General features: G+C 39.9%; 20 protein-coding genes. 8 read left to right on the top strand and 12 right to left on the bottom strand.

Annotated features, from left to right (window positions below):
* Positions 1-255 precede the first annotated feature (255 nt).
* The gene (clpB, locus tag BN8061_RS02590) at positions 256-2,862 is read left to right on the top strand and encodes an ATP-dependent chaperone ClpB (protein ID WP_068596225.1); all 2,607 of its coding nucleotides are present in this window, start codon (positions 256-258) and stop codon (positions 2,860-2,862) included.
* 61 nt (positions 2,863-2,923) lie between these two features.
* Here clpB and BN8061_RS02595 read toward each other — a convergent pair whose 3' ends face one another.
* From BN8061_RS02595 to era, 3 genes are all read right to left on the bottom strand, one after another.
* Positions 2,924-4,171: a DUF445 domain-containing protein gene (locus BN8061_RS02595; protein ID WP_068596227.1), complete on the bottom strand. Its 1,248-nt coding sequence runs from the start codon at positions 4,169-4,171 to the stop codon at positions 2,924-2,926.
* Positions 4,172-4,228: 57 nt separating this feature from the next.
* A complete protein-coding gene (locus BN8061_RS02600) occupies positions 4,229-5,035 on the bottom strand; it encodes a universal stress protein (RefSeq protein ID WP_068596228.1) in 807 nt (268 codons plus the stop codon).
* 119 nt (positions 5,036-5,154) lie between these two features.
* The gene (gene era, locus BN8061_RS02605; RefSeq protein WP_068596230.1) at positions 5,155-6,042 is read right to left on the bottom strand and encodes a GTPase Era; all 888 of its coding nucleotides are present in this window, start codon (positions 6,040-6,042) and stop codon (positions 5,155-5,157) included.
* A 128-nt stretch (positions 6,043-6,170) separates the two neighbouring features.
* Between era and BN8061_RS02610 the strand changes: the two genes are divergently transcribed.
* The 5 genes from BN8061_RS02610 (at position 6,171) to BN8061_RS02630 (ending at position 12,057) form a co-directional block, all read left to right on the top strand.
* Entirely contained in the window at positions 6,171-6,437 is a 267-nt protein-coding gene (locus BN8061_RS02610; RefSeq protein WP_068596232.1) for a hypothetical protein, read from the top strand.
* Between the two features lie 62 nt (positions 6,438-6,499).
* Complete coding sequence (gene scpA, locus BN8061_RS02615; protein ID WP_068596234.1) at positions 6,500-8,629, top strand: methylmalonyl-CoA mutase; 2,130 nt, start codon at positions 6,500-6,502, stop codon at positions 8,627-8,629.
* A 136-nt stretch (positions 8,630-8,765) separates the two neighbouring features.
* Entirely contained in the window at positions 8,766-9,269 is a 504-nt protein-coding gene (locus BN8061_RS02620; protein WP_154662237.1) for a hypothetical protein, read from the top strand.
* 131 nt (positions 9,270-9,400) lie between these two features.
* Positions 9,401-10,588, top strand: a complete 1,188-nt coding sequence (locus BN8061_RS12120) for a TonB-dependent receptor (RefSeq protein WP_068596238.1) — start codon at positions 9,401-9,403, stop codon at positions 10,586-10,588.
* Positions 10,589-10,614: 26 nt separating this feature from the next.
* Entirely contained in the window at positions 10,615-12,057 is a 1,443-nt protein-coding gene (locus BN8061_RS02630) for an outer membrane beta-barrel protein (protein ID WP_235802702.1), read from the top strand.
* Between the two features lie 77 nt (positions 12,058-12,134).
* Here BN8061_RS02630 and cmk read toward each other — a convergent pair whose 3' ends face one another.
* The 8 genes from cmk to BN8061_RS02670 all read right to left on the bottom strand — a co-directional run bounded on the left by cmk (position 12,135) and on the right by BN8061_RS02670 (position 18,202).
* Complete coding sequence (gene cmk, locus BN8061_RS02635) at positions 12,135-12,815, bottom strand: (d)CMP kinase (RefSeq protein WP_068596242.1); 681 nt, start codon at positions 12,813-12,815, stop codon at positions 12,135-12,137.
* A 43-nt stretch (positions 12,816-12,858) separates the two neighbouring features.
* The gene (gene porQ, locus BN8061_RS02640) at positions 12,859-13,887 is read right to left on the bottom strand and encodes a type IX secretion system protein PorQ (protein ID WP_068596244.1); all 1,029 of its coding nucleotides are present in this window, start codon (positions 13,885-13,887) and stop codon (positions 12,859-12,861) included.
* 69 nt (positions 13,888-13,956) lie between these two features.
* Positions 13,957-14,694 carry an acyl-[acyl-carrier-protein] thioesterase gene (locus BN8061_RS02645; protein WP_068596246.1) on the bottom strand — a complete coding sequence of 246 codons (738 nt, stop codon included), beginning with the start codon at positions 14,692-14,694 and terminating at the stop codon, positions 13,957-13,959.
* Positions 14,695-14,713: 19 nt separating this feature from the next.
* Positions 14,714-15,205: a 6,7-dimethyl-8-ribityllumazine synthase gene (gene ribH, locus BN8061_RS02650; protein WP_068596249.1), complete on the bottom strand. Its 492-nt coding sequence runs from the start codon at positions 15,203-15,205 to the stop codon at positions 14,714-14,716.
* A 95-nt stretch (positions 15,206-15,300) separates the two neighbouring features.
* Complete coding sequence (locus BN8061_RS02655; protein WP_068596251.1) at positions 15,301-16,002, bottom strand: tetratricopeptide repeat protein; 702 nt, start codon at positions 16,000-16,002, stop codon at positions 15,301-15,303.
* A 78-nt stretch (positions 16,003-16,080) separates the two neighbouring features.
* Positions 16,081-16,680 carry an outer membrane beta-barrel protein gene (locus BN8061_RS02660; protein ID WP_068596253.1) on the bottom strand — a complete coding sequence of 200 codons (600 nt, stop codon included), beginning with the start codon at positions 16,678-16,680 and terminating at the stop codon, positions 16,081-16,083.
* A gap of 2 nt (positions 16,681-16,682) precedes the next feature.
* On the bottom strand, positions 16,683-17,456 hold the full coding sequence (locus BN8061_RS02665) for an ABC transporter ATP-binding protein (protein WP_068596255.1): 774 nt from the start codon (positions 17,454-17,456) through the stop codon (positions 16,683-16,685).
* Positions 17,456-18,202 carry an MlaE family ABC transporter permease gene (locus tag BN8061_RS02670; protein ID WP_068596257.1) on the bottom strand — a complete coding sequence of 249 codons (747 nt, stop codon included), beginning with the start codon at positions 18,200-18,202 and terminating at the stop codon, positions 17,456-17,458. The genes BN8061_RS02665 and BN8061_RS02670 overlap by 1 nt, the downstream gene beginning before the upstream one ends.
* Before the next feature lie 46 nt (positions 18,203-18,248).
* On the opposite strand from BN8061_RS02670, the gene BN8061_RS02675 reads away from it, so the two are divergent.
* Together BN8061_RS02675 and BN8061_RS02680 are read left to right on the top strand one after the other, a co-directional pair.
* Positions 18,249-18,842, top strand: a complete 594-nt coding sequence (locus BN8061_RS02675; RefSeq protein WP_068596258.1) for a SprT family zinc-dependent metalloprotease — start codon at positions 18,249-18,251, stop codon at positions 18,840-18,842.
* Positions 18,829-19,902: a mannose-1-phosphate guanylyltransferase gene (locus BN8061_RS02680; protein ID WP_068596260.1), complete on the top strand. Its 1,074-nt coding sequence runs from the start codon at positions 18,829-18,831 to the stop codon at positions 19,900-19,902. The genes BN8061_RS02675 and BN8061_RS02680 overlap by 14 nt, the downstream gene beginning before the upstream one ends.
* A gap of 95 nt (positions 19,903-19,997) precedes the next feature.
* Here BN8061_RS02680 and BN8061_RS02685 read toward each other — a convergent pair whose 3' ends face one another.
* On the bottom strand, positions 19,998-22,184 hold the full coding sequence (locus BN8061_RS02685) for a glutamine synthetase III family protein (protein WP_068596262.1): 2,187 nt from the start codon (positions 22,182-22,184) through the stop codon (positions 19,998-20,000).
* Positions 22,185-22,362: the final 178 nt, after the last annotated feature.

Consider the following 22,362-nt stretch of genomic DNA (forward strand, 5'->3'; position numbering starts at 1 on the left):
TAAAAATAAATAAACAATTTAGGTTCTCGATTATCGCTTTTTCATCGCAACTTTAGGGGCGTAAAATGAATTTTTAGGAACAATTAAATAAAGCCGAACCTCAATCCATGACATTTTGACTTGACTCAAACCCTTAGTATTAAAGATATTATAAAACTAAAAAAAAAATAAAAATTAGACCGTGACATTTTGTCGTGATTCAATATTTGGAATTGGTTTTGCTTTTAATCCATCAAACAAAAAAAACAAATCAACATGGATTTCAATCAATTTACTATAAAATCGCGAGAAGCCATACAGCAAGCCCAACAACTTGCTGCTAGGCATCACAACCAAGCCATAGAACCTGCTCACCTATTGAGCGGAATTTTGGAAGTTGATGAAAATGTAATTTCGTACATCATCGAAAAACAAAACGGAAATATGGCTTACATCAAAGAGCAACTCGAAAACGAGATCAAAAAATTTCCGAGAGTAGAAGGTGTACAAGGTAATCATTTATCCAATCAGGCAAATCAGATCCTGATCAACGCTCAAAAAATGGCAAAAGAAATGCAAGATGACTTCATCAGCATCGAACATATTTTCTTCGCTATTTTGGAAGATACATCAACAACAAGCCAAATTTTAAAAAACCAAGGATTAACATTAACTAACAGTAAAAAAATCGCATTAGAATTGAGAAAAGGAGAACGCATCACATCAGAAAACGCAGAGAGTACTTACAATTCGCTCAGCAAATACGCAAAAAATTTAACCGAATTGGCGAGAGAAGGGAAACTGGACCCTGTCATTGGTCGAGACGAAGAGATACGCCGAGTGTTGCAAATCTTGTCGCGTAGAACCAAAAACAACCCCATCCTCATTGGTGAGCCAGGTGTTGGTAAAACGGCAATTGCAGAAGGTATTGCCCACCGAATCATCAGTGGCGATGTGCCAGAAAACCTGCTAGACAAATTGATTTTTTCGCTCGACATGGGAGCCTTGGTTGCTGGAGCCAAATACAAAGGCGAATTTGAAGAACGCTTGAAAGCCGTAGTGAAAGAAGTTACCTCATCTGACGGCGAAATCATTTTGTTCATCGACGAGATTCACACCCTTGTTGGCGCTGGCGGAGGTGAAGGCGCTATGGACGCCGCAAACATCTTGAAACCTGCTTTGGCAAGAGGCGAGCTACGCGCAATTGGTGCAACAACACTCAACGAATATCAGAAATATTTCGAGAAAGACAAAGCGTTGGAACGTCGTTTCCAGATTGTCATGGTAAACGAACCAGACGAAGAATCGGCAATCTCCATCTTGCGCGGCATCAAAGATAAATACGAACAACATCACAAAATAGGAATCAAAGACGAGGCTATAATTGCAGCCGTAAAGCTTTCTAACCGTTACATTACCGATCGATTCTTACCAGATAAAGCCATCGATTTGATGGACGAAGCCGCTTCTAAACTTAGAATGGAAATGAATTCGAAACCAGAAGAATTAGACAAACTCGATCGTAAAATTGTACAATTGGAAATCGAAATCGAAGCCATAAAAAGAGAAGATGACGAAAAGAAACTGAACCTGCTGAAAGAGGAATTGTCTAACCTACAAGAAGAACGCAACCAGCTGAATGCCAAATGGCAAGACGAAAAAGATAAAGCCGACGAAGTACAGGATTTGAGAAAATCGATAGAAAACATCAAATTCGAAATCGAACGAGCAAAACGTGAATACGATTACGCCAAAGCATCTAAACTAGAATTCGAAGACTTGGTGAATGCAAAAAATGCCTTGACCCAAGCAGAAGCCAAACTAGAAGAAAACCAACACAACAAATTGGTAAAAGAGTTTGTAGATGCAGACGATATTGCCGAAGTGGTGTCGAGATGGACTGGCGTTCCTGCACAAAAAATGATGCAATCTGAACGAGAAAAATTATTGAACCTCGAAGAAGAATTGCACCAACGAGTTCTAGGGCAAGAAGAAGCCATTACCGCTGTTGCAGACGCAATACGACGCTCTCGCGCAGGCTTGAGCGACGAAGGCAAACCAATAGGTTCGTTCTTGTTCTTGGGTTCTACTGGAGTTGGTAAAACAGAATTGGCAAAAGCATTGGCCGAATATTTGTTCGACGACGAAAACGCAATGACCCGCATCGACATGTCGGAATACCAAGAAAGACATTCAGTGTCGCGATTAGTCGGAGCGCCTCCGGGCTATGTAGGGTACGATGAAGGCGGACAATTGACCGAAGCCGTACGCAGAAGACCATATTCGGTGATTTTGCTAGACGAGATCGAGAAAGCGCATCCAGACGTGTTCAATGTATTGCTACAAGTGCTGGATGACGGACGATTGACCGATAATAAAGGACGATATGTAAACTTCAAAAATACGATCATCATCATGACCTCTAACTTTGGAGCGCACACCATTTTGGAGAAATTTGCCAACATCAACGAAGAAAACTTGCAAAGCGTTTACGACGAAACCAAACAAGAAGTTTTCGAAGAATTGAAGCAAAACTTCAGACCAGAATTCTTGAATCGTATCGATGAAATCATCCTCTTCAGACCACTGAGCGAAAACCAAATCAACGGTATTGTCGGCTTGTACCTGAAAGATGTTGCCAAAAAATTGGCTCAACGAGACATTACCCTCGACATCACGCCAGAAGCAACAGCATATTTGGCACACAAAGGATACGATCCTCAGTTTGGTGCACGTCCACTGAAACGCGTAATACAACAAGACATTCTGAATGAATTATCGAAAGAAATTCTGAAAGGAAATATTCAAGATAATGATGCTGTATTGATCGATTATTTTGATGAAAAAGAAGGTGAAAATAAACTGGTTTTCAGAACGAAATAATGAGTTTTTTCATAGGTTTTATATTTAGTTGGTGCCTGTCGACTTTCGTCGACAGGCTTTTTTATGCATAAAAAAGTAATTGTGTAAGGGTATAAATCAGCAACCCGACCAAACCACCAACCAGCGTACCATTGACGCGAATGTATTGCAAATCTTTCCCCACTTCGAGCTCAAGTTTATTGCTCAAATCTCGACCAGACCAATTGCCAACGGTATTGCTTATCAAGTTTTCGACTTCTCCCACATTGCGCAAAATCATCCGATAGATAAAAAGGCGAATCCATCCGTTGAGACGCAATTGCAACGATTCATTTTCAGCTAAATTCTGGGCTAAGTTTTGAATATTTTTTCGAACATAACGCCTCAAAGCCGAATCGTTTTGCTCAAAACCTTGTTGAAAATTATCTTTCAATGCCAACCACAAATCCTTTGCATACCCGTCTACTCGATCTGGGGTGATAAATTCATCGCGCATGGTCGCCAATTTTTCTTGCCATTCTGCAGAAGTTTTGATTTTATCTGCCGTTTCGAGAATGATGTTTTCCAACTGCTCGCGTAGCTGATGTTTTTCGTCCTTTTCTACATCTTCTATAAAACTCACCAAACCGTCTACCACGCCTTTCGAAATTTTTTTGCCCGCAAAAATGGAGATGATCGGATGCTTCTCATCCAATTTGTCTTTTATCAAAACATCACTTTTCAGCATGAATTCTTTCGCTTTCGGCAAAATCGCATTCAATAAATCGGTGTGTTTATTTTTTTCTACTAAATAACCGAGTCCTGAAGCCGCTAAATTCTGAAGATCGAATTGCTTGAGCACCTCTATTCCTTTAGAACTGATAAAGTTGACTACCTCGTCATCGTTCAGATCTCGAATGATTTTTTCTACAAATTTCATCGATTCTTCTTCTAGCAATTCCTGATTCGCTGGTTTCGCCAACCAATTATTTGCGATGCTCACCACGTCCAACTTTTCGATATAGGGGCGAATGGTCTGAGCCGTCAAAAAATTATCTTTGACAAAAGATCCTAAGTTTTCGCCGATAGCGTTTTTGCTTTTCTCGATGAGGTTGGTATGCGGAATTTTCAGTCCCATTGGATAGCGAAACAAGGCAGTTACCGCAAACCAATCGGCCAAGGCTCCTACCATGGCAGCTTCGGAAAAGGCTTCTACGTAGCCAATCCATTTTGCAGCGGAAGTTTGGCTCCAATAGACCATCAACACATAGACAACCGCCATCAAGATAAACAAGCCTGTGGCGAGGGCTTTGTGCTTTTTGAGTTGCGCTTTTTTTTCTGCTTCGGTCATATCTCGTTTTTACAAAATTTTTCACAAATACTCAGCCATTTCTAGCTTTGCAAGGAATTATTCAGTCAATTCGGGATAGATTAAGATCGGAATTTTAAGGGTTTTGAGTAATCTTTTGCTGTGATTGAGTTTGAATAGCCGTTGTATATTACTCATTTCGCGATGAACGACGCAGAGGATATCGAGGCGTTTGGTTTCTACAAATTGCGCAATACCTTCGTCAATATCTTTATGGTATAAAATGGTAATTTCTAGGCTTTCTTCGTCGAATTGTTTTTCCCAAACGTTTTTATTTGTTTCTTCTGCCGTATTCAATATTCCCGATTTTGTGATGTGAACCACCTCCAACGGATAGTTTTGTCGTTGTGCCAAAGCAACCAGCTTCTCGAGTATTGGATATTCTTTTTCGAGCAATCGACTTGCGAAACCTAATCGTTTATGGGTCTTGAATTTCACATGATTGGGTACTGCCAATACGGGAATAGTATTGAGGTTTGCTACATTCAAGGTAGTGGTTCCTAATATTTTATCGTCTACAGAATTTTCACCATCTGTCCCCATTACGATGTAGATGTAATCATTTTTTTCGCTCAACTCTTGTATGGTGATGAGCAAATCTCCAGTAACGATGTGCCCGGTAATTTGAATTTCGAAATTTTCATTTTCTTGATCGCGCAACTGTTCGAGGTAATTGAGGTAATCGTCAAATTTTGTTCGTTCGGCTTCCTCAATATCAATTTTCAGTTTAGATGTCGCATGCAAAACATCGATATCGGCATCGTAGACTTTTGCCAAATTCAGAGCGTACAAAAAGGCTGTATTAGCAGTCTCAGAGAAATCTGTCGGAAATAATATTTTTTTCATGTCGATGGTATTTTAAAGCTTGTTTAAAGGTAATAAAATTGAGAAATAAATCCGAAGAAACTTGCATTTACAAAAAAACCGAAGAAAAACTTCGGTCGAATATTTTATATTTTTTGACTTTAATATCCAAAACGTTTCAGATCTTGATCTTTTTTACGCCAATCTTTGCGCACTTTTACAAATAATTTCAGGAAGATTTTTTTTTCGAAAAACTTTTCCAAATCCTCTCGTGCTTCTTTTCCTACCCGAGATAATGCCTCGCCTTTATGCCCAATGAGGATTCCTTTTTGCGAATCGCGTTCGACATAAATATCGGTTTCGATATAGATCATGGTCATTTCTTCTTTGAAGCGCTCGGTGACCACTTCTACGGCGTACGGAATTTCTTTATCGTAATGCAACAAGATTTTTTCGCGAATCACTTCGTTTACAATAAAACGTTCGGAGCGATCTGTCAATTGATCTTCGGGATAGTACATTGGTCCGACGGGCAACAAATCTTTTATCTTTTTGAGCAACAAATCCACGTTGAAGTTTTCTTTGGCCGAAATCGGTAAAATCTCGGCTTTTGGCAACAGTTCGTGCCAATGCTCCACCGCTTCGTTCAATTTCTCTTCGGTGACCAAATCAACTTTGTTCAGCAACACAATTACAGGGCGTTTGGTTTTGGTCAAACGTTCGAAAATCTCTTCATTTTTCAATCGTTTCTCTCCAATTTCTACCACATACAATAGGATATCAGCATCTACCAGCGATTCTTTTACCGAATCCATCATCTTGGATTGTAGCTCGTATGCAGGATCCAAAACCCCAGGCGTGTCTGAAAAAACAATCTGATAATCGTCGCCTGTTAAAATTCCTTTTATGCGATGCCGCGTGGTTTGTGCCTTGTGCGTGGCAATTACCAAACGTTCTTTCATCAAAAGATTCATGAGGGTAGATTTCCCTACGTTCGGATTACCAATGATGTTGACAAATCCCGATTTGAATTGTTCGTTGTTCTCCATTTTGCAAATTTACACATTTTAGACGGGAAGATTTTGGTCGATTTTTTTTATTCTAAACAATATTTGGTTAAGAATTTGAAATAGAATAAAAAATAGTAGTACATTAGAGTTGGAAAAAACATAGAACGATGAAAGCAGAGTTAATAGAAAAAGAGGAAGTCATCAACTACAAATTACTTGATGCTCCTGTGGAAGAAAGACATGTAGTGAAAGAAAAATTGCAAGGTGCAATGCGATTGGGTAACGAGTTCAAATCCAAGTCTTACATCACCTTTCAGACAGATGAAGGACCTAAAAAAATCGAAACTACCGTTTGGAATGTTACCGATAATTACATCCAAATCAAGAACGGAGTATTCATCCCGATTAGCTCATTGATTGATATTAGTTATTAAGTCTATACTTTTTTCATAGTGAAGACGCCTAAAATTAGGCGTCTTTTTTTTACCTTAGTCAAATGAATCAACGAACAGATTTTTCGGACTTATATTTCGATCGAAAATTGAATTTCACCAATCATTCGATCAACCCTATAGAGTTGGATAGTGTACAAGTACAAGATGTCTACACCTACGAAGATGTGAAAGACCTCAGGCAGATTGATTTTTTACCCGGCGTCGCTCCCTTCTTACGAGGTCCATACACCACCATGTACGTTCGACAACCATGGACAATTCGCCAATATGCAGGTTTCTCAACTGCAGAGGAATCTAATGCCTTTTACAAACGGAATTTAGCCGCTGGGCAGAAAGGACTCTCGGTTGCTTTTGACTTGGCTACTCACCGAGGCTACGACTCGGATCATGAGCGTGTTGTGGGGGATGTAGGGAAAGCTGGCGTGGCAATTGACAGTGTAGAAGATATGAAAATTTTGTTCAATGAAATTCCATTAGACAAAATATCGGTATCCATGACCATGAACGGTGCAGTATTGCCGATTTTAGCATTTTATATCGTCGCTGCCGAAGAGCAAGGAGTAGCGCAAGCGCAATTATCTGGAACGATACAGAACGATATTTTGAAGGAGTTCATGGTGCGTAATACCTACATCTATCCTCCGACCCCATCGATGAAAATAATAGCGGATATCTTCGAATACACTTCACAACACATCCCACGATTCAATTCGATATCGATTTCGGGCTACCATATGCAAGAAGCTGGCGCAACACCAGTTTTAGAAATGGCTTATACCTTAGCCGACGGATATGAATATGTAAAAACTGGAATAGAAGCAGGCTTGAAGGTGGATGATTTTGCCCCGAGGCTTTCGTTCTTTTGGGCGATCGGAATGAATTTCACCCAAGAAATCGCCAAAATGCGTGCAGCCCGTATGCTTTGGGCAAAACTGATGCAAGAATTCGAACCTCAAAATCCAAAATCGTTGATGCTGCGTACGCATTGTCAGACATCTGGATGGAGCTTGACCGAACAAGAACCCTACAACAATATTGGGCGTACTGCAATCGAAGCACTGGCCGCTGCACTTGGTGGCACACAATCGTTGCACACCAATGCATTAGACGAGGCTATAGCACTGCCAACAGATTTTTCGGCCCGAATCGCACGCAACACCCAAATCATCTTGCAAGAAGAAACGCAAATTTGCCGCACAGCAGACCCAATGGGCGGAAGCTTTATGATTGAAGCTTTGACCAACGAAATGGCAAATCAGGCATGGGGCTACATCCAAGAGGTAAAAGAATTGGGAGGCATGACGAAGGCTATCGAATCTGGAATCCCTAAAATGCGAATAGAAGAAGATGCCGCCAAAAAACAAGCCAAAATCGACTCTGGTGAAAATGCAATCATTGGCGTAAACGCTTACCGTTCGCAATTGAAACAAGACGAATTCGAAATTTTGGAAGTCGACAATACAACGGTGAGAACCAAACAAATAGACCGTCTGAACCAAATAAAACAAACGCGTGATCAAGCAGCGGTAGAAGAAATTTTAGCAAGACTCACCAATGCAGCCAAAGACGGAAGTGAAAACTTATTAGCTTTAGCAATAGAAGCTGCAAGAAAACGCGCTACATTGGGTGAAATTTCAGATGCTTTGGAAGTCGAATTTGGTCGTCACAAAGCCGAAACTAGAGGAATACAAGGTGTATACGCTATGGGAGCAGGAAGTATGAATAGCTTTGAAGAAGCTCGAAAATTGGCAGATAAATTTGCCGAAGAAGAAGGTAGAAGACCTCGTCTAATGGTAGCCAAAATGGGACAAGACGGACACGACAGAGGAGCAAAAGTAGTCGCTACCTCCTATGCCGATATGGGATTCGATGTCGATATTGCGCCTCTATTTCAAACCCCAAAAGAAGTGGCAAAACAAGCCGTAGAGAACGATGTGCACGTTTTAGGAATCTCTTCACTTGCGGCAGGTCACAAAACCTTGGTACCCGAAGTGGTGAAAGAATTGAAATCTTTGGGAAGAGAAGACATCTTTATCGTAGTTGGAGGGGTAATCCCAAGACAAGATTACGACTTCTTGTTCGAGCATGGCGCCCAATCGATCTTCGGACCAGGGACTAACCTTGCAGAATCTGCGATTGAAGTGTTGAGTAAATTGATGAATAAAAAATAATCCCTTTTCTAAAAAACCTCATCAACCAATGAGGTTTTTTTGATATCTAAGGAATAGATCAATCAACTTGATGACTTACCGAAAACTTGTTATATTTGCTCTGATTTTCTAATCTATGTTTCGAAACCATACCACCTTGAAAAAAATAATCACGATTCTTTGCTTTGTTTTCATTGCATGGTTCCTGCTTTATTTTTTGGTCGGCGATACTTTCCCGTTTGATTTTGCCAATCAAAACTTGAAACAATTATTTCCGAATGTTTTGGTTTTCTTGGCTGGTGTAGCCATTTACATTCTTTTGCTTTTGCAAATCAATTTGGATAAAAAATGGGAGTTTTCTAATATTCTAAAATTTGTTGGCGGTATCATTTTGGGTTTTATTCCGTTTATTCTTTATGGTTTTTTTTCTATCCAAACTTGCCCATTTTGGTTGCAAAAACAAGAGTATCATCAGACCTTATTCCAATCGAAATTGAACCAAAACGAACGAATTGTTTTGCGAAAAACGACTTGTTTAGATTGCCCTACAACCAAGCAAGATACGGTAAAATCTAAGGTTTATGCTGGTTTCATCCGAACGACCCAAAAAGCAAACCTGCATCAATTGAATACCAAATACTGGCAGAAAATCAGTTTATGATTTAAACCATCGGTTCTTTTTTTCGTCTAATACACAGCTACATTTTAGAAACTTATAATCCACTTATGAGAAAAATAATCATTTTTCTATGCTTGCTCCTTGGTTTTTGTTTGCATGCTCAAGAAAAAATTATGTTGAAGGGCATTGTGCAAGACGCCCATTATTTTCCGCTGTACGATTCGGAAGTGAACCTTGCAAATGCGAGTGATTCTACCCTCATTGCGCAAACTTCTACCAACGAAAAAGGTGAATTTACATTGAAAATAGAACCGCAGAACAAGGCTGTATATTTGCTTGTGCAAGACGCTTTTGAGGGTGATTATATCCAATCTTTCGAACGCCTAGATGAGTCCATCGATTTTGGTAAAATTACCAACAACCCGATGGTTTATGATTTGCAAGAAGTGGTCATTACTGCCGATGCATCGGCGATTGTTGTAAAACAAGACACCCTTGAATTCAATGCAGAGGCATACAAAGTAAAGCCTAACGCAAACTTAGAAAACCTGCTGCGTGAGTTGCCTGGATTTGAGCTGGATGACGATGGCACAATCACCGTAAACGGCAAAGAAGTAAACGAAGTTTTGATTGATGGCGAACCATTTTTTGGTCGAGATGGAAAAGTTGCGCTGGAAAATCTGCCCGCAGACATCATCAAAAAAGTACAGGTTTCGGATTACAAAACGCAACAAGAACGTTTCGCTGGGCAACGAAGCCGGTCGGACAATTCTACGCTAAACATCACCTTGAAAGAAGATAAAAAACAAGGGTATATGGCAAAAATTACCGCTGGTTATGGCACCGAAGATCATCATGAATTAAATGCCTTGCTCAATTATTTCAAAGCTAATCGCAAAATCAACCTCATCGCCTCGTCGACCGATATTGCGTCTACCGAACTCCCATCGGGTACGGGTTCTAGAGGACGAGGCGGAATGGGCAGGCGTGGTTCTAGTGGTGTCACAACCAACACTTCGGTTGGATTGAATTATAACGACAAACTCAACGACCAAACCAAAATTGGCGTGGATTATCGTTTCGATCAATCGAAGACAGATAACGACCAATATCAACGGGTTGAAAATCTTTTGCCCGACCGTCCTTTCATTAGTGAGTCCAACACCCAATCGGCAAACAAGTCTGACAGCCATACGGCGTCGGCGACTTTGGAATGGGAGAAAAACAATACGAAGATTTTTTCAACCCCAATTTTAGTCAGACCAAATCCACTGCCCATCGTAGTTACGAAGACATTACCACGACCAACAGCGGAGAATTTCGCAACGAATGCGCGGGTGAAACTTCTAACGAAAGCCTAAACAACAGCTTCAGAAATCAGTTGACCTTGTATCAGAAATTCAAGAATAATACCTATCTGAATTTCAATTTCGACTTTAGTTACAACGATGCTGATGCTGATCTTTTTACGAATGAAACGACGAATTATTTAGACAGTATCGATATTCGTAACAATTATCAACGCAATTTTTGCAAAACAAGTTCTTATACGATGGACTTGAATTATAATTTCGCACTGTCAGATTCGATACAGCTTGCGTTGGGTACCATTTGGAATCGCAACATCGATTCGAACCAAAATAAAACCTGGGATTTCGACGCCATCAACAATAGTTATGATGATTATAACGACGAGCTTTCTCGTTTGTACGAAACCACCTTTTCGCGTTGGAATCCTTATACCCAATTCACCCTGAACAAAACTGCATGGATGGTGAACATTCGACTCGGCACGAACATCTATCATCAAAACAGTTTCGGGTCGTACAGAAGTCGCGATTACGAAGTGAATAAAGAGAAGATTTCACCCGCCATTGAATCAAATTTTCGCTACAAAAATGGCAACAATACTTACAGCCTAAGCTATCGTTACAATACAGGTTTGGCTTCTACCACCCAATTGTTGGCTTTCGAAGATTTGTCGAGCACACTGAATATTGTAAGAGGTAACCTCAATCTAGATACGACTCGCAGCCATAATGTGAATTTTTTTTATTCTAATTTCGATCGCAAAACTCGTCAAGGTTTCAATGCTTCGTTGGGTTATAATTACGAGGAATCGGGCATCATCAATATGACCACCTATGACGAAAACTTTGTGCGCTACACGACCTACGAGAATAGTAGTGGAAATTACCGTTTGAATGGTTTTTTGAATTGGAATAAACAATTGACCAAAGGCATTCACAAATTCCGCGCAAATATCGGACTCAACGCAAGCTACGCACGCCAACAAAGCTACGTGTCGAACGAGTTGGCACAGGCATACATCAGCAGCATTGGGCCAAGCATAAGACTCAATTGGGATTATGGTGATTACCTCAGCCTATCGCCGAGTTACCAGATGCGATACGCAGCAAGTGACTACATCAACAATGTGTTGGATAGAAGCCACAACCTCAATCATAATTTTGGATTGAGAACCATAACCTCTTGGCCTAAAAATCTTGTTTGGACCAACAATTTTACCTACAGCAACAACTCGCGAATGGCAGCCGGATTCAAACGTGATTTCTTTTTATGGAATACACAGTTGATGTATAGATTTTTGGATGATAAACTGGAAGCAGGTGTAAAGGTTTACGATATTCTGAATCAGAACAACAGCTATACCAGAAGCATTACCGACGAAGCGATTACCGATGAGCGAAACACGATACTCACTCGTTTTGTGATGTTTTCGGTAAGTCTGAACCTGAATCAGTTTGGCGGTAAATCTAGATCGCCCGAAAACAATCGCCCTCCAAACCCAGCTATAGATGGATTTTAGAATCTGTAAAAAGCATCAAAAACCAAAAAATCCGTCGACAAGGACGGATTTTTAATGATATTTTTAATCCTATTAAATCAAACCAAAAAGCTCATCACTTTTTCTACCGTTTCGTCTAAATTCAGCTCCGAATTGTCGATAATTATCGCATCTTCTGCGGGTTTTACTGGCGCTATTTCACGAGTAGAATCTATCCGATCGCGTTCTACAACATTAGCAAGAACCTCGTCGTAATCAACAGTTCGTCCAGATTGCTGATATTCTAAAAATCGGCGTTTTGCTCGAACTTCTGGAGAAGCCGTGATGAAAAATTTATAATCGGCATCTGGGAAAACAACCGTACCGATATCTCGCCCATCCATGACTATTCCACCATTTTTTGCTATTGCTCTTTGCAAAAAAACGCAATAATCGCGAACGACCTTCAGCGCTGCAATTGCACTTACCTTGTTGGAAACTTGCATCGAACGAATTTCGGCTTCTACCCTTTGTCCGTTTACAAACGTTTCATTCTTATGCGTTTCGGGATTTCGTCTGAATTCGATTTGTATCGAATGGATTTGTTTGCTCAACTCGTCGAGCAACACATTTCCGAAATCATCAAACAAATGATGCTCTATGGCGTACCACGTTACTGCACGATACATGGCTCCGCTATCGATATGGGTATAATGGAGTTTCTGAGCTATGATTTTGGACAAAGAGCTTTTGCCTGTTGAGGAGAATCCGTCGATGGCAATGATTAAATTGTGTTTCATTCTATCACGAAGTTGAAAACAAAAATAATAAATCTCTTCACATTTACAACCAAGGATTGCTACGCCAATAATCGCGCCCCTGAATCAATCGGTCTAGATTGACCACCAAACCAAAGTGGTTGGCACCGCCCGATTTATGGTAATTGGCATGAGCATACTCGAATCGGAAGGCATTTACCCGAATACCAAAACCATAGGTGAGCCCAGAAAACGACCGAAGGTCTTCTACCGCTAAGTCGTTTCCTCTTTTGAAATTGTAGCCCAATCGCAAATTAAATCCTTGTTCTGGAAACAATTCGACACCCAAAGATACGTGATCGATGATTTTTCGACCATTCGAAACTTCTTGTCCGTTGGCATTATATGGTTTGGAGATATTGAATTTCTGAAGATCGTGCAACGTCATATTCAATTCTATCGGGACATGCTCTAGGCGATGCGTTACCCCCAAATTAATCTGCAAAGGCATTTTTTCGGTTTTACCGTCATAGGTTTTAATCTGGCTTCCGATATTTCTTGCCACCAATGAAACATTGATACGATCATCGAAATTGTGATAAGAAATGCCTACATCGGCTGCCACAGCCGAGGAGGTATAACTTTCTATTCGAGAGTTGATGTATTTTACATTGGCTCCGACCGAAAAAAAATCGCTTATTTCTCTTCCATATCCCAATATTATGGCTGCATCATTCGCTTTGAAATCTCCTGTTAAATTTCCAAAATCATCTGCTCCTATCAATTTTCCGTAATCTACATATTGCCCATGCAACGAAACATAGTCATAATCTGAGAGCTGATAAACGGTAGAAAAAGTAGCAAAATTCACATCGGCAATATAGGAAACATAATTGATCCCGACTTGCCCATGCATGTCGGTATTCATTAGGGCTGGATTCCACAACGACATATTAGGGTCGGCATCCCAAGACGTCTGGGCATTCCCTCCCAAAGCGGCTTGTCTTGCAGAGGTTGTAATATTGAGAAACTCGTACACACGTGTCCCATCTTGTGCCATAGCAGCTGAATGGTAAAGGAGAAAAAGCATCAAAAAATGATAGATTTTACGCATGTACAATGTATTAAAGCTGGTTAATAAACGTGTGAATTCAAAATTTGGTATATGGCGTCGTCAAAAATATTAATATTCTACGCGTGCAACAAAATAGGTCGTGGATTCATCTGCAATTTTGAAATGAATGCGATCCGATTCTTCGAAACGGTAAATCGTCACGAGCGTATCGTTTGCCAATTCTCGTAAGAAATTCATTTCGATGACCTTAAAAGGACGATTCAAAACAAAATCAACTGCTAAATAATTCAAACACCACTCGAAATATTTTATATTGTTCACATGATTTACCACGTCTAAATCCGATAACATTACGCGATGAGAAGCTAGAAATTCAAACGGAATATGGTCGAAGTCGATTTTAGCATTTTCTTGCTTTGTGGCGTGCAATGTTGGGTATCGCTCTATGGAAGACGAATCGATTGCCAAAGCCTCTGGTCTTCGTTTTTTGGTATTGAAAACCGCCCACAAACTCGAAGCGCCTACTAGTTTTTTGCCTTGGCGTGTTACGGTAAAATTACGGATAGACTTTGGTCCACGCAAAACTTCTACCCAAGTGTCGATGACAATCTCATCATTGAGTTGCGGCATTTCTTCGATTTCGATTCGGAAACGACTCATTACCCAAGCCTGATCGTGCTGTTGTAGGTCATCAAAGCCTAGCTTGGCAAAATCGGTATGATTTGCTGCAGCATTTTGAAGCAAATTGGTCAATTCTGGATATTTGAGCGAACGATTGGGATAGGTCTGACTGTAGTTGAGTTGATGCGTTTCTGAAAAATATGAATGTCTATTTTTTGAATTCATTTAACTCCTAAAACGTTTTTTATAATTTTGATTTAAAATCACTCATCATGATAGCGGCAACACCAGCTTCGACACCTTTGTTACCGTGTTTTCCTCCAGATCTGTCGATGGATTGTTGTTCGTTTTCGTCGGTGAGTACACAGAAAATAATGGGCATGGCGTGTTTGATGTTGAGGTCTTTTATCCCCTGTGTTACACCTTGGCAAACATAGTCAAAATGAGCCGTTGCACCACGAATCACACAGCCAACAACAATGATTCCGTCTAAGTTTTGGTTTTTCGTTGCGACTTTATCCGCACCATAGATGAGTTCGAAACTACCCGGAACTTCTTTCAGGAGAATATCTTTTTCTGCCACTCCTAAATCGAGCAAGGTGTCCTTGGCGCCATCTCGTAGGTTATAGGTAATGTGATTGTTCCATTGTGAGGTAATGATTGCAAATTTCTTTCCTTTGCCAGAGGGCAATTGGGTTTTATCGTATTGGGATAGGTTTTTGTTTTCTGTTGCCATTTTGCAAAATTTTGAGTAAAAATACGGGTTTCTATGAGCATAAAAAAAGTCGGAACGATGATAATTCCGACTTTACTATTTTTCTAATGCTACTATTATTGCTCTGTAGCATATTTCAAACGTTCTACAAATTTTTCTGCTTCGTCATTATTGGCGCTAGGATATTTGTCGGCGATGGTTTGAAAATATTTCAATGCTTCGTCGTTTTTACCAAGGCTCATGGCGATATGACCTGCTTTAGTGTAATACATCTGCTCGATTACAGCAACTTCTGAGGCTTTTGCAGCTTTCACATAATACGGTAAGCCGTCTTCTACTTTACCCGATTGCACCAAAGCATTCCCAATCATTCCGAATTTTTGGGCTTTCAGCACCGCATCATCTGTATCGAAATCTTCGAACATTTTGATTGCATTGGTATAGTCGCCTAATTTGTAATAAGCCACTCCTGCTTTTAGTTTTGCCAAATTACCTGCATCTGTATTGCCATATTCATCAACAATTTGTTGTAGACCTAGATAGCTCCCTTCGCTGCCGTTGAGTGCTTTTGCGATAGAATCTTGGTCGAAAAGTCGCTCGGCTGTCACCATTTCTGATAGCGCCAAATCCGACTTTGGTTCTACTACCAATTTCAGGTATGCAAAATACCCCAAAGCAACCAATACTATAGCGCCTATGACGATGCCCAAAACTTTTGAATTTTTCTCTACAAAATTTTCAACGTTGAAGGCGGTACGATCTAGTTTCTCTACAAATTCTTCTGTTTCGAATTCTTGTTTTTTATTTTTCTTCGACATGCTAATGAATTAAAGCGATTGCAAAAATAAGTTTCTATTTGATTATTTGCAATATTATTTTTGATGAATTACAATGCCTTAGAAAAGATAAGCCACCGATAGATTCAACAATTTTGGAGCGTACTCTGTTTTATAATTAGAATTGTCGTGAATCCATTCTGACGAAACTTTGCCAAAACCAAATTCGTATCGTAGATCGAACAAGAATTTAGACACTTCCGCACCTACACCAATATGCATTCCCACGTTGAACTGGTCTTGCTTTGCATTGGTCAATTGGTTGAAGCTGATATCGTCTTCGAAATAATACGAAAAAGTTGGACCTGCTTGTACATGGGATAATCCTAAGAATTTTTTACCTACGGCAACAGGTATATCGATGCGTTTTTTACCTACCGTGTAGTTGATGCCTTGTGTTTCGTATTCGTTCTCGAATTGGGTATACAACAATTCTGGTTGTACATAAATGCCAGCCAAATTTGCTCGCATCAAGACTCCTGCTTGAAAGCCTGTACGTCCTTCTCCTTTTGATTTGAAAATGTTTCCGGCATTGTTCCAAACTGTTTCGCCGCTGTCGGCATTGAACACTGCTCCTGCTTTTACTCCGAATTCTAAATTCTGTGCCGAGGCGAAGTTAACACCGATCGCCATCAAAGCGGTTAAAAAGATTTTTTTCATGGTTATATGTTTTTTTCTCTTAGTAATGCATTCCTCAATTTGGTGAATAGTTCCGAAGAATAAACAAAATCTATGACCGATTCGTTGTCTGCAGTCAAAATTTCATCCTTTGTACCTTCCCATTCTAGATATCCTTTTTTAAGAAAAATAATTTTATCGCCGATTTCCATTACCGAATTCATATCGTGGGTATTGACCACCGTGGTTGTATCGTATTCTTGTGTGATATCGTAAATCAATTTATCGATCACCAGCGCTGTTTTGGGATCCAATCCCGAGTTGGGCTCGTCGGCAAACAGATATTTTGGATTGTTTACCATTGCTCGTGCGATGGCAACTCTTTTTTGCATCCCTCCAGAAATTTCTGACGGAAATTTCACCAATGCTTCTTTTGCTATTTCTACCCGATCTAGCATTTTTCTTGCGCGCTCGTCGGCTTCTCTAGACGATAAATTTGAGAACATCTCCAACGGAAATCGTACGTTTTCTAGAATATTCATAGAATCGAACAATGCACTTCCTTGGAATACAACGCCAATTTCTGATCTTAATTGTTGACGTTGCTTAAAATCGTAGTCAATAATATTTTCGCCATCGAACAAAATTTCGCCCGAAGTTGGGGTCAACAATCCTATAAGACATTTCAGAAAAACGGTTTTCCCAGAACCACTCTGCCCGATAATCAGGTTGGTTTTGCCCTGCTCGAAATTGAGTGTCAGTCCTTTCAACACTTCGATATCATCAAAAGATTTTTTGACATTTATTACCTCGATCATTAGCTCAAAATTGTTTGGGTTAGGATTAAATTGATGATGATGATGGATACCGAGGTCCAAACCACGGCTGTTGTGCTCGAACGCCCAACTTCTAACGATCCACCCTTCACGAAATAACCGTAAAACGAAGGAACTGTAGCGATTACAAAGGCAAAGACCATGGTTTTGAAAAACGTATAAACGTACATTTTTGGTGCCATAGCCATTTGTAGTCCTTCGGCAAAATCGGCCGATGCCCACATCTTGGTTGTCACACCAATGAGGTGTCCGCCAAGTATTCCGAATCCGATACTGATTGCAATGAGTAAAGGAAAAAAGAAAACACAGGCGATAATTTTGGGTAGGATGAGATAATTTGGCGAATTTATTCCCATTACATCTAATGCGTCTATCTGCTCGGTAACGCGCATGGTTCCGATACTCGAAGCGATATACGACCCTACTTTACCCGCCAAGATAAGCGAGACAATGGTAGGTGAGAATTCGAGAATCAAAACAACTTTGGTTGCATACCCAATATAAGAATCTGGAACCGGAATTTCTGAACCTCTAAAGTTCTGAGCCATTTGTATCGCTACCACCGCACCCATGAAAGTCGAAATAAAGGTTACAATTCCTAGCGAACTCATCCCGAGGTCCATGATTTCGCGAACGATTAACTTCCAGAAATATTTAAATTTTATAGGTTTTTGAAATACCTTTGTCATCAGCAGAGCGTATCTCCCTATATTTTCTAACATTTTCATCTCTGCAAAAATACTATTTAATATGAATTATTTGGATTAATGCTTTGTGAAAAACAGTAAAATCATACAATATATCCCACAAAATTCAATCCAGTTTGTAGAAGAATGGTTTAGACCATATAGCATCAAGCTGCGTATAACGAAGGATCGTAAAACCAAATTGGGTGACTACAAGAAAATTGGACTTCAGCATGCGATTTCGGTAAACGGAAATTTAGATCCAGAGGCTTTTTTCTTTGTTCTGACTCATGAATTTGCGCATCTGAAAACATATGAATTGTATAAAAACCAACGCATTCTGCCGCATGGCAAAGAATGGAAGTCTATTTTCGGAGATTTGTTGCGCTCCTCTTTCGAGGTCTATGCCGATGATTTGAAACCCACAATCCTGAATCATGCCCAGAATCCCAAAGCAAGTGTAACGGCTGATCCGCACATCGCCAAATACCTCATCTACAAAGATTACCAAGCATTATACCTAGAGAGTTTGCCAAGGGGAGCTTGCTTTTTTATAGGGAAGAGAGCGTTCGTGAAAGGGGATAAAAGAAAAATACGGTATCTTTGTACAGAGAAAGAGACAGGTAGACGATATTTAATCAACGGATTAGCTTTAGTTAACTTAACGAATGAGAAACAATAATCAATATGCCATCATCATGGCAGGTGGTATTGGAACGCGATTTTGGCCACTGAGTACCACCAAAAAACCAAAACAATTTCATGATATTTTAGGAACGGGTCGCACCTTTATACAAATGACTTTTGACCGATTAAAAAAAATCGTGCCGCTAGAGAATATTTTTGTCGTGACCTCACAAAATTATGTCGATATTACGATGGAACAATTATCAGAACTGCATCCGTTGAATATCATAAGAGAGCCACAAGCGATAAACACTGCGGCTTGTAATCTTTTGGCATCGTTGATTATCAAACGCATCAACCCGTCGGCAAAGATTATTGTAGCGCCTTCGGATCATTTGATTTTGAACGAAGAGGTTTTTGTAGAGCAAGTGCAATATGCTTTTGAACAATGCGATAATGAAAAATTGATTACGCTTGGTATAAAACCTACGCGACCAGAAACAGGCTACGGCTATATCCAATACAACCATTTGGGAGGCGAACAATTGGCAAAAGTGAAATCGTTTACCGAAAAACCTAGCCTAGAAATCGCAGAAACCCTTGTGAAAAATGGCGAATTCTTGTGGAATGCCGGAATATTCATTTGGAGTGTAGACGCTATTTTAGGCGCTTTTCAGGAATATTTGCCCAATATGTACAGAATCCTAAACAAATATTTCGAGAGCGGAACCAACAATGAAGTGGTCTTGAAATCTCTCTACTCTACCCTAGCAAAAGTATCTATAGACGTGGCGATTCTAGAAAAGTCTGACAAGGTGTATGTTGTGCCTTCTAATTTTGATTGGACTGATTTGGGCACTTGGAATTCGCTGTACGAATATGGAAAACCTAATGAAATCTCGAATATCACCAAAGGAAAACACATACAAGCCTATAATACAAAAGGATGCATCATCTACAACACCACCAAAAAAGCGATGATCATCGACGGATTAGAAGATTTTATTGTGGTGGATACCAGAGAAGGACTTTTGATTTGCCCGAAGAAAAACGACCAGGACATCAAAACTTATGTGAATGACTTGAAGCTGAGCAAAGGAGAAAAATTTTGTTAGCATAGAAAAAAGGCTGTCCCATACTGCTTTGTTGTCACACCGAGCATAGGAATACTAAACTCGCCCAACTGAGCATTTGGCACAGCCTTACTTTATTACCTTGTGAACAACATTTCGCGGTATTTGGTCAACGGCCAGAGATTATTATCAATCAGTTCTTCCAACTCATCGGCATGATAACGAATTATCTCGAACAGCGGTTTCACTTTTGTAGCAAACGCTTCGGCTTGTTTTTGTACATCTGAGATTTCAGAAGCCTTTCCAGATTCTTTTACCAAGATATCAGCGTTTGTTTTTACCGCATTGATGTGATCAGAAATCAATCTAATCAAATCCATTTGATCTTTTGCCAATTTTACAAATTCTTCTTCGCCGAAAATATCTTTCAACCCTTTTACATTTTTTATCAAAACGTTTTGATAAGTCACTGCTGCCGGAATGATATGGCTCAAAGACAAATCTGCCAATACATTTGCTTCGATTTTGATTTTGGTCGAATATTTCTCTAATTTGATTTCGTTGCGGGCATGCACTTCGCGTTCGTTGAGCACTCCGACTTCTTCGTATACAGCTATAAATTCTTTCTTCAACTCAGATTTCAACGCTTCTGGAGTCGATTTATAATTGTTCAAGCCTCGTTTTTTTGCCTCTCTTACCCAATCTTCTGAGTATCCATCACCTTCGAACAAGACATTTCGAGAAGATTTGATATATTCGCGCAACACGTTGAAGATGGCTTCATCTTTGCTCAATCCACCATCGATCAATTTATCAACCTCTTTTTTGAAATCTCGTAATTGCTTAGCAACAATAGTATTGATCACCGTCATAGGCTCGCCACAATTTGCCGAAGAACCCACGGCGCGAATTTCGAATTTGTTTCCTGTAAAAGCAAAAGGCGAAGTTCTATTGCGATCGGTATTGTCTAATAAGATTTCTGGAATTTTTCCTACCACATTCAGTTTAAGGTCTGTTTTTTCTTCTGGCGACAATTTACCTTTTGTTACTTTCTCCAACTCATCCAAAACAGCCGTCAATTGCGATCCTATAAATATCGAAATAATAGCTGGTGGTGCTTCATTAGCACCCAAACGATGGTCGTTGCCTGCCTCTGCAATTGCCGAACGCAACATATCGCCATAGGTACTTACTGCTTTTATAGTATTGACAAAAAAAGTGAGGAATTGTAGATTTTTCTTCGGATTTTTTCCTGGCGACAATAGGTTTTCGCCTGTATCGGTAGACAAAGACCAGTTGTTGTGTTTACCTGAACCATTTACGCCTGCAAACGGTTTCTCGTGCAACAAGACTTTGAAATTGTGTTTTTTAGCAATTCTTCCCATCAAATCCATCAACAACGAATTGTGATCTACCGCTTGATTGGTTTCTTCGAACATGGGAGCACATTCGAATTGGTTTGGAGCCACCTCATTATGTCGCGTTGTAATCGGAATTCCTAGCTTCATACATTCGATTTCCAATTCTTGCATATAAGCCATTACACGCATTGGGATTGCTCCAAAATAATGATCGTCTAACTGTTGCCCTTTGGCAGGCGAATGCCCAAAAAGAGTACGACCTGTCATTAGCAAATCTGGTCTCGAATTGTACAAATTGAGATCGATTAAGAAATATTCTTGTTCCCAGCCAAGTGTAGAAGAAACTTTGTTTACATTTTTGTCGAAATAGCGAGCCACCTCTGTTGCGGCTTCGTCTACCGCCTGAAGGGCTCTTAGCAACGGAACTTTATAGTCTAAGGTTTCGCCTGTATAAGAAATAAAAACAGAAGGGATAAAAAGGGTAGTACCGATAATAAAAGCTGTAGAAGTGGGGTCCCAAGCTGTATAACCCCGTGCCTCGAAAGTGTTGCGAATACCGCCGTTCGGAAACGAGGAAGCATCGGGTTCTTGTTGCACCAACAACGATCCGTCAAATGTTTCAATCGCTTTTCCGTTTTCTATTGGCCTGAAAAAAGAATCATGCTTTTCGGCAGTAGTCCCTGTAAGAGGTTGAAACCAATGGGTAAAATGCGTAACGCCTTTCGACATTGCCCATTCTTTCATTGCCGACGCAACAAAGTCTGCACTATCGCGAGAAATTTTTGTTCCCTTTTCTTGTGCAGAAATAATTTCGATATAAACGGGTTTTGGCAAATACTCTCGCATTGTATCGACCGAAAAAACATGTTGATTGAATAATGATGACAATTTCTCATTCACTACAATCGGAACGGCTTGACGATTGGCAGCATTTGCTAATGATCGAAAACGTAATGATGACATAAAGGATGTAGATTTATATTATTCGATTACAAAAATATATTTTTTTTAGACACACCCCTATATTTTTCAGGGTGGTATTTTATTTTTTTTATAAAAAATTACAACACCCCATAGAAAACTATCGAGAGAGAGAGAAAAAAAAAAAAAAAAAAAAAAAAAAAAAAAAACCAGATTTATA

It is taken from the genome of Vaginella massiliensis (assembly GCF_900089075.1).
Taxonomy (GTDB): Bacteria; Bacteroidota; Bacteroidia; order Flavobacteriales; family Weeksellaceae; genus Weeksella; species Weeksella massiliensis_A.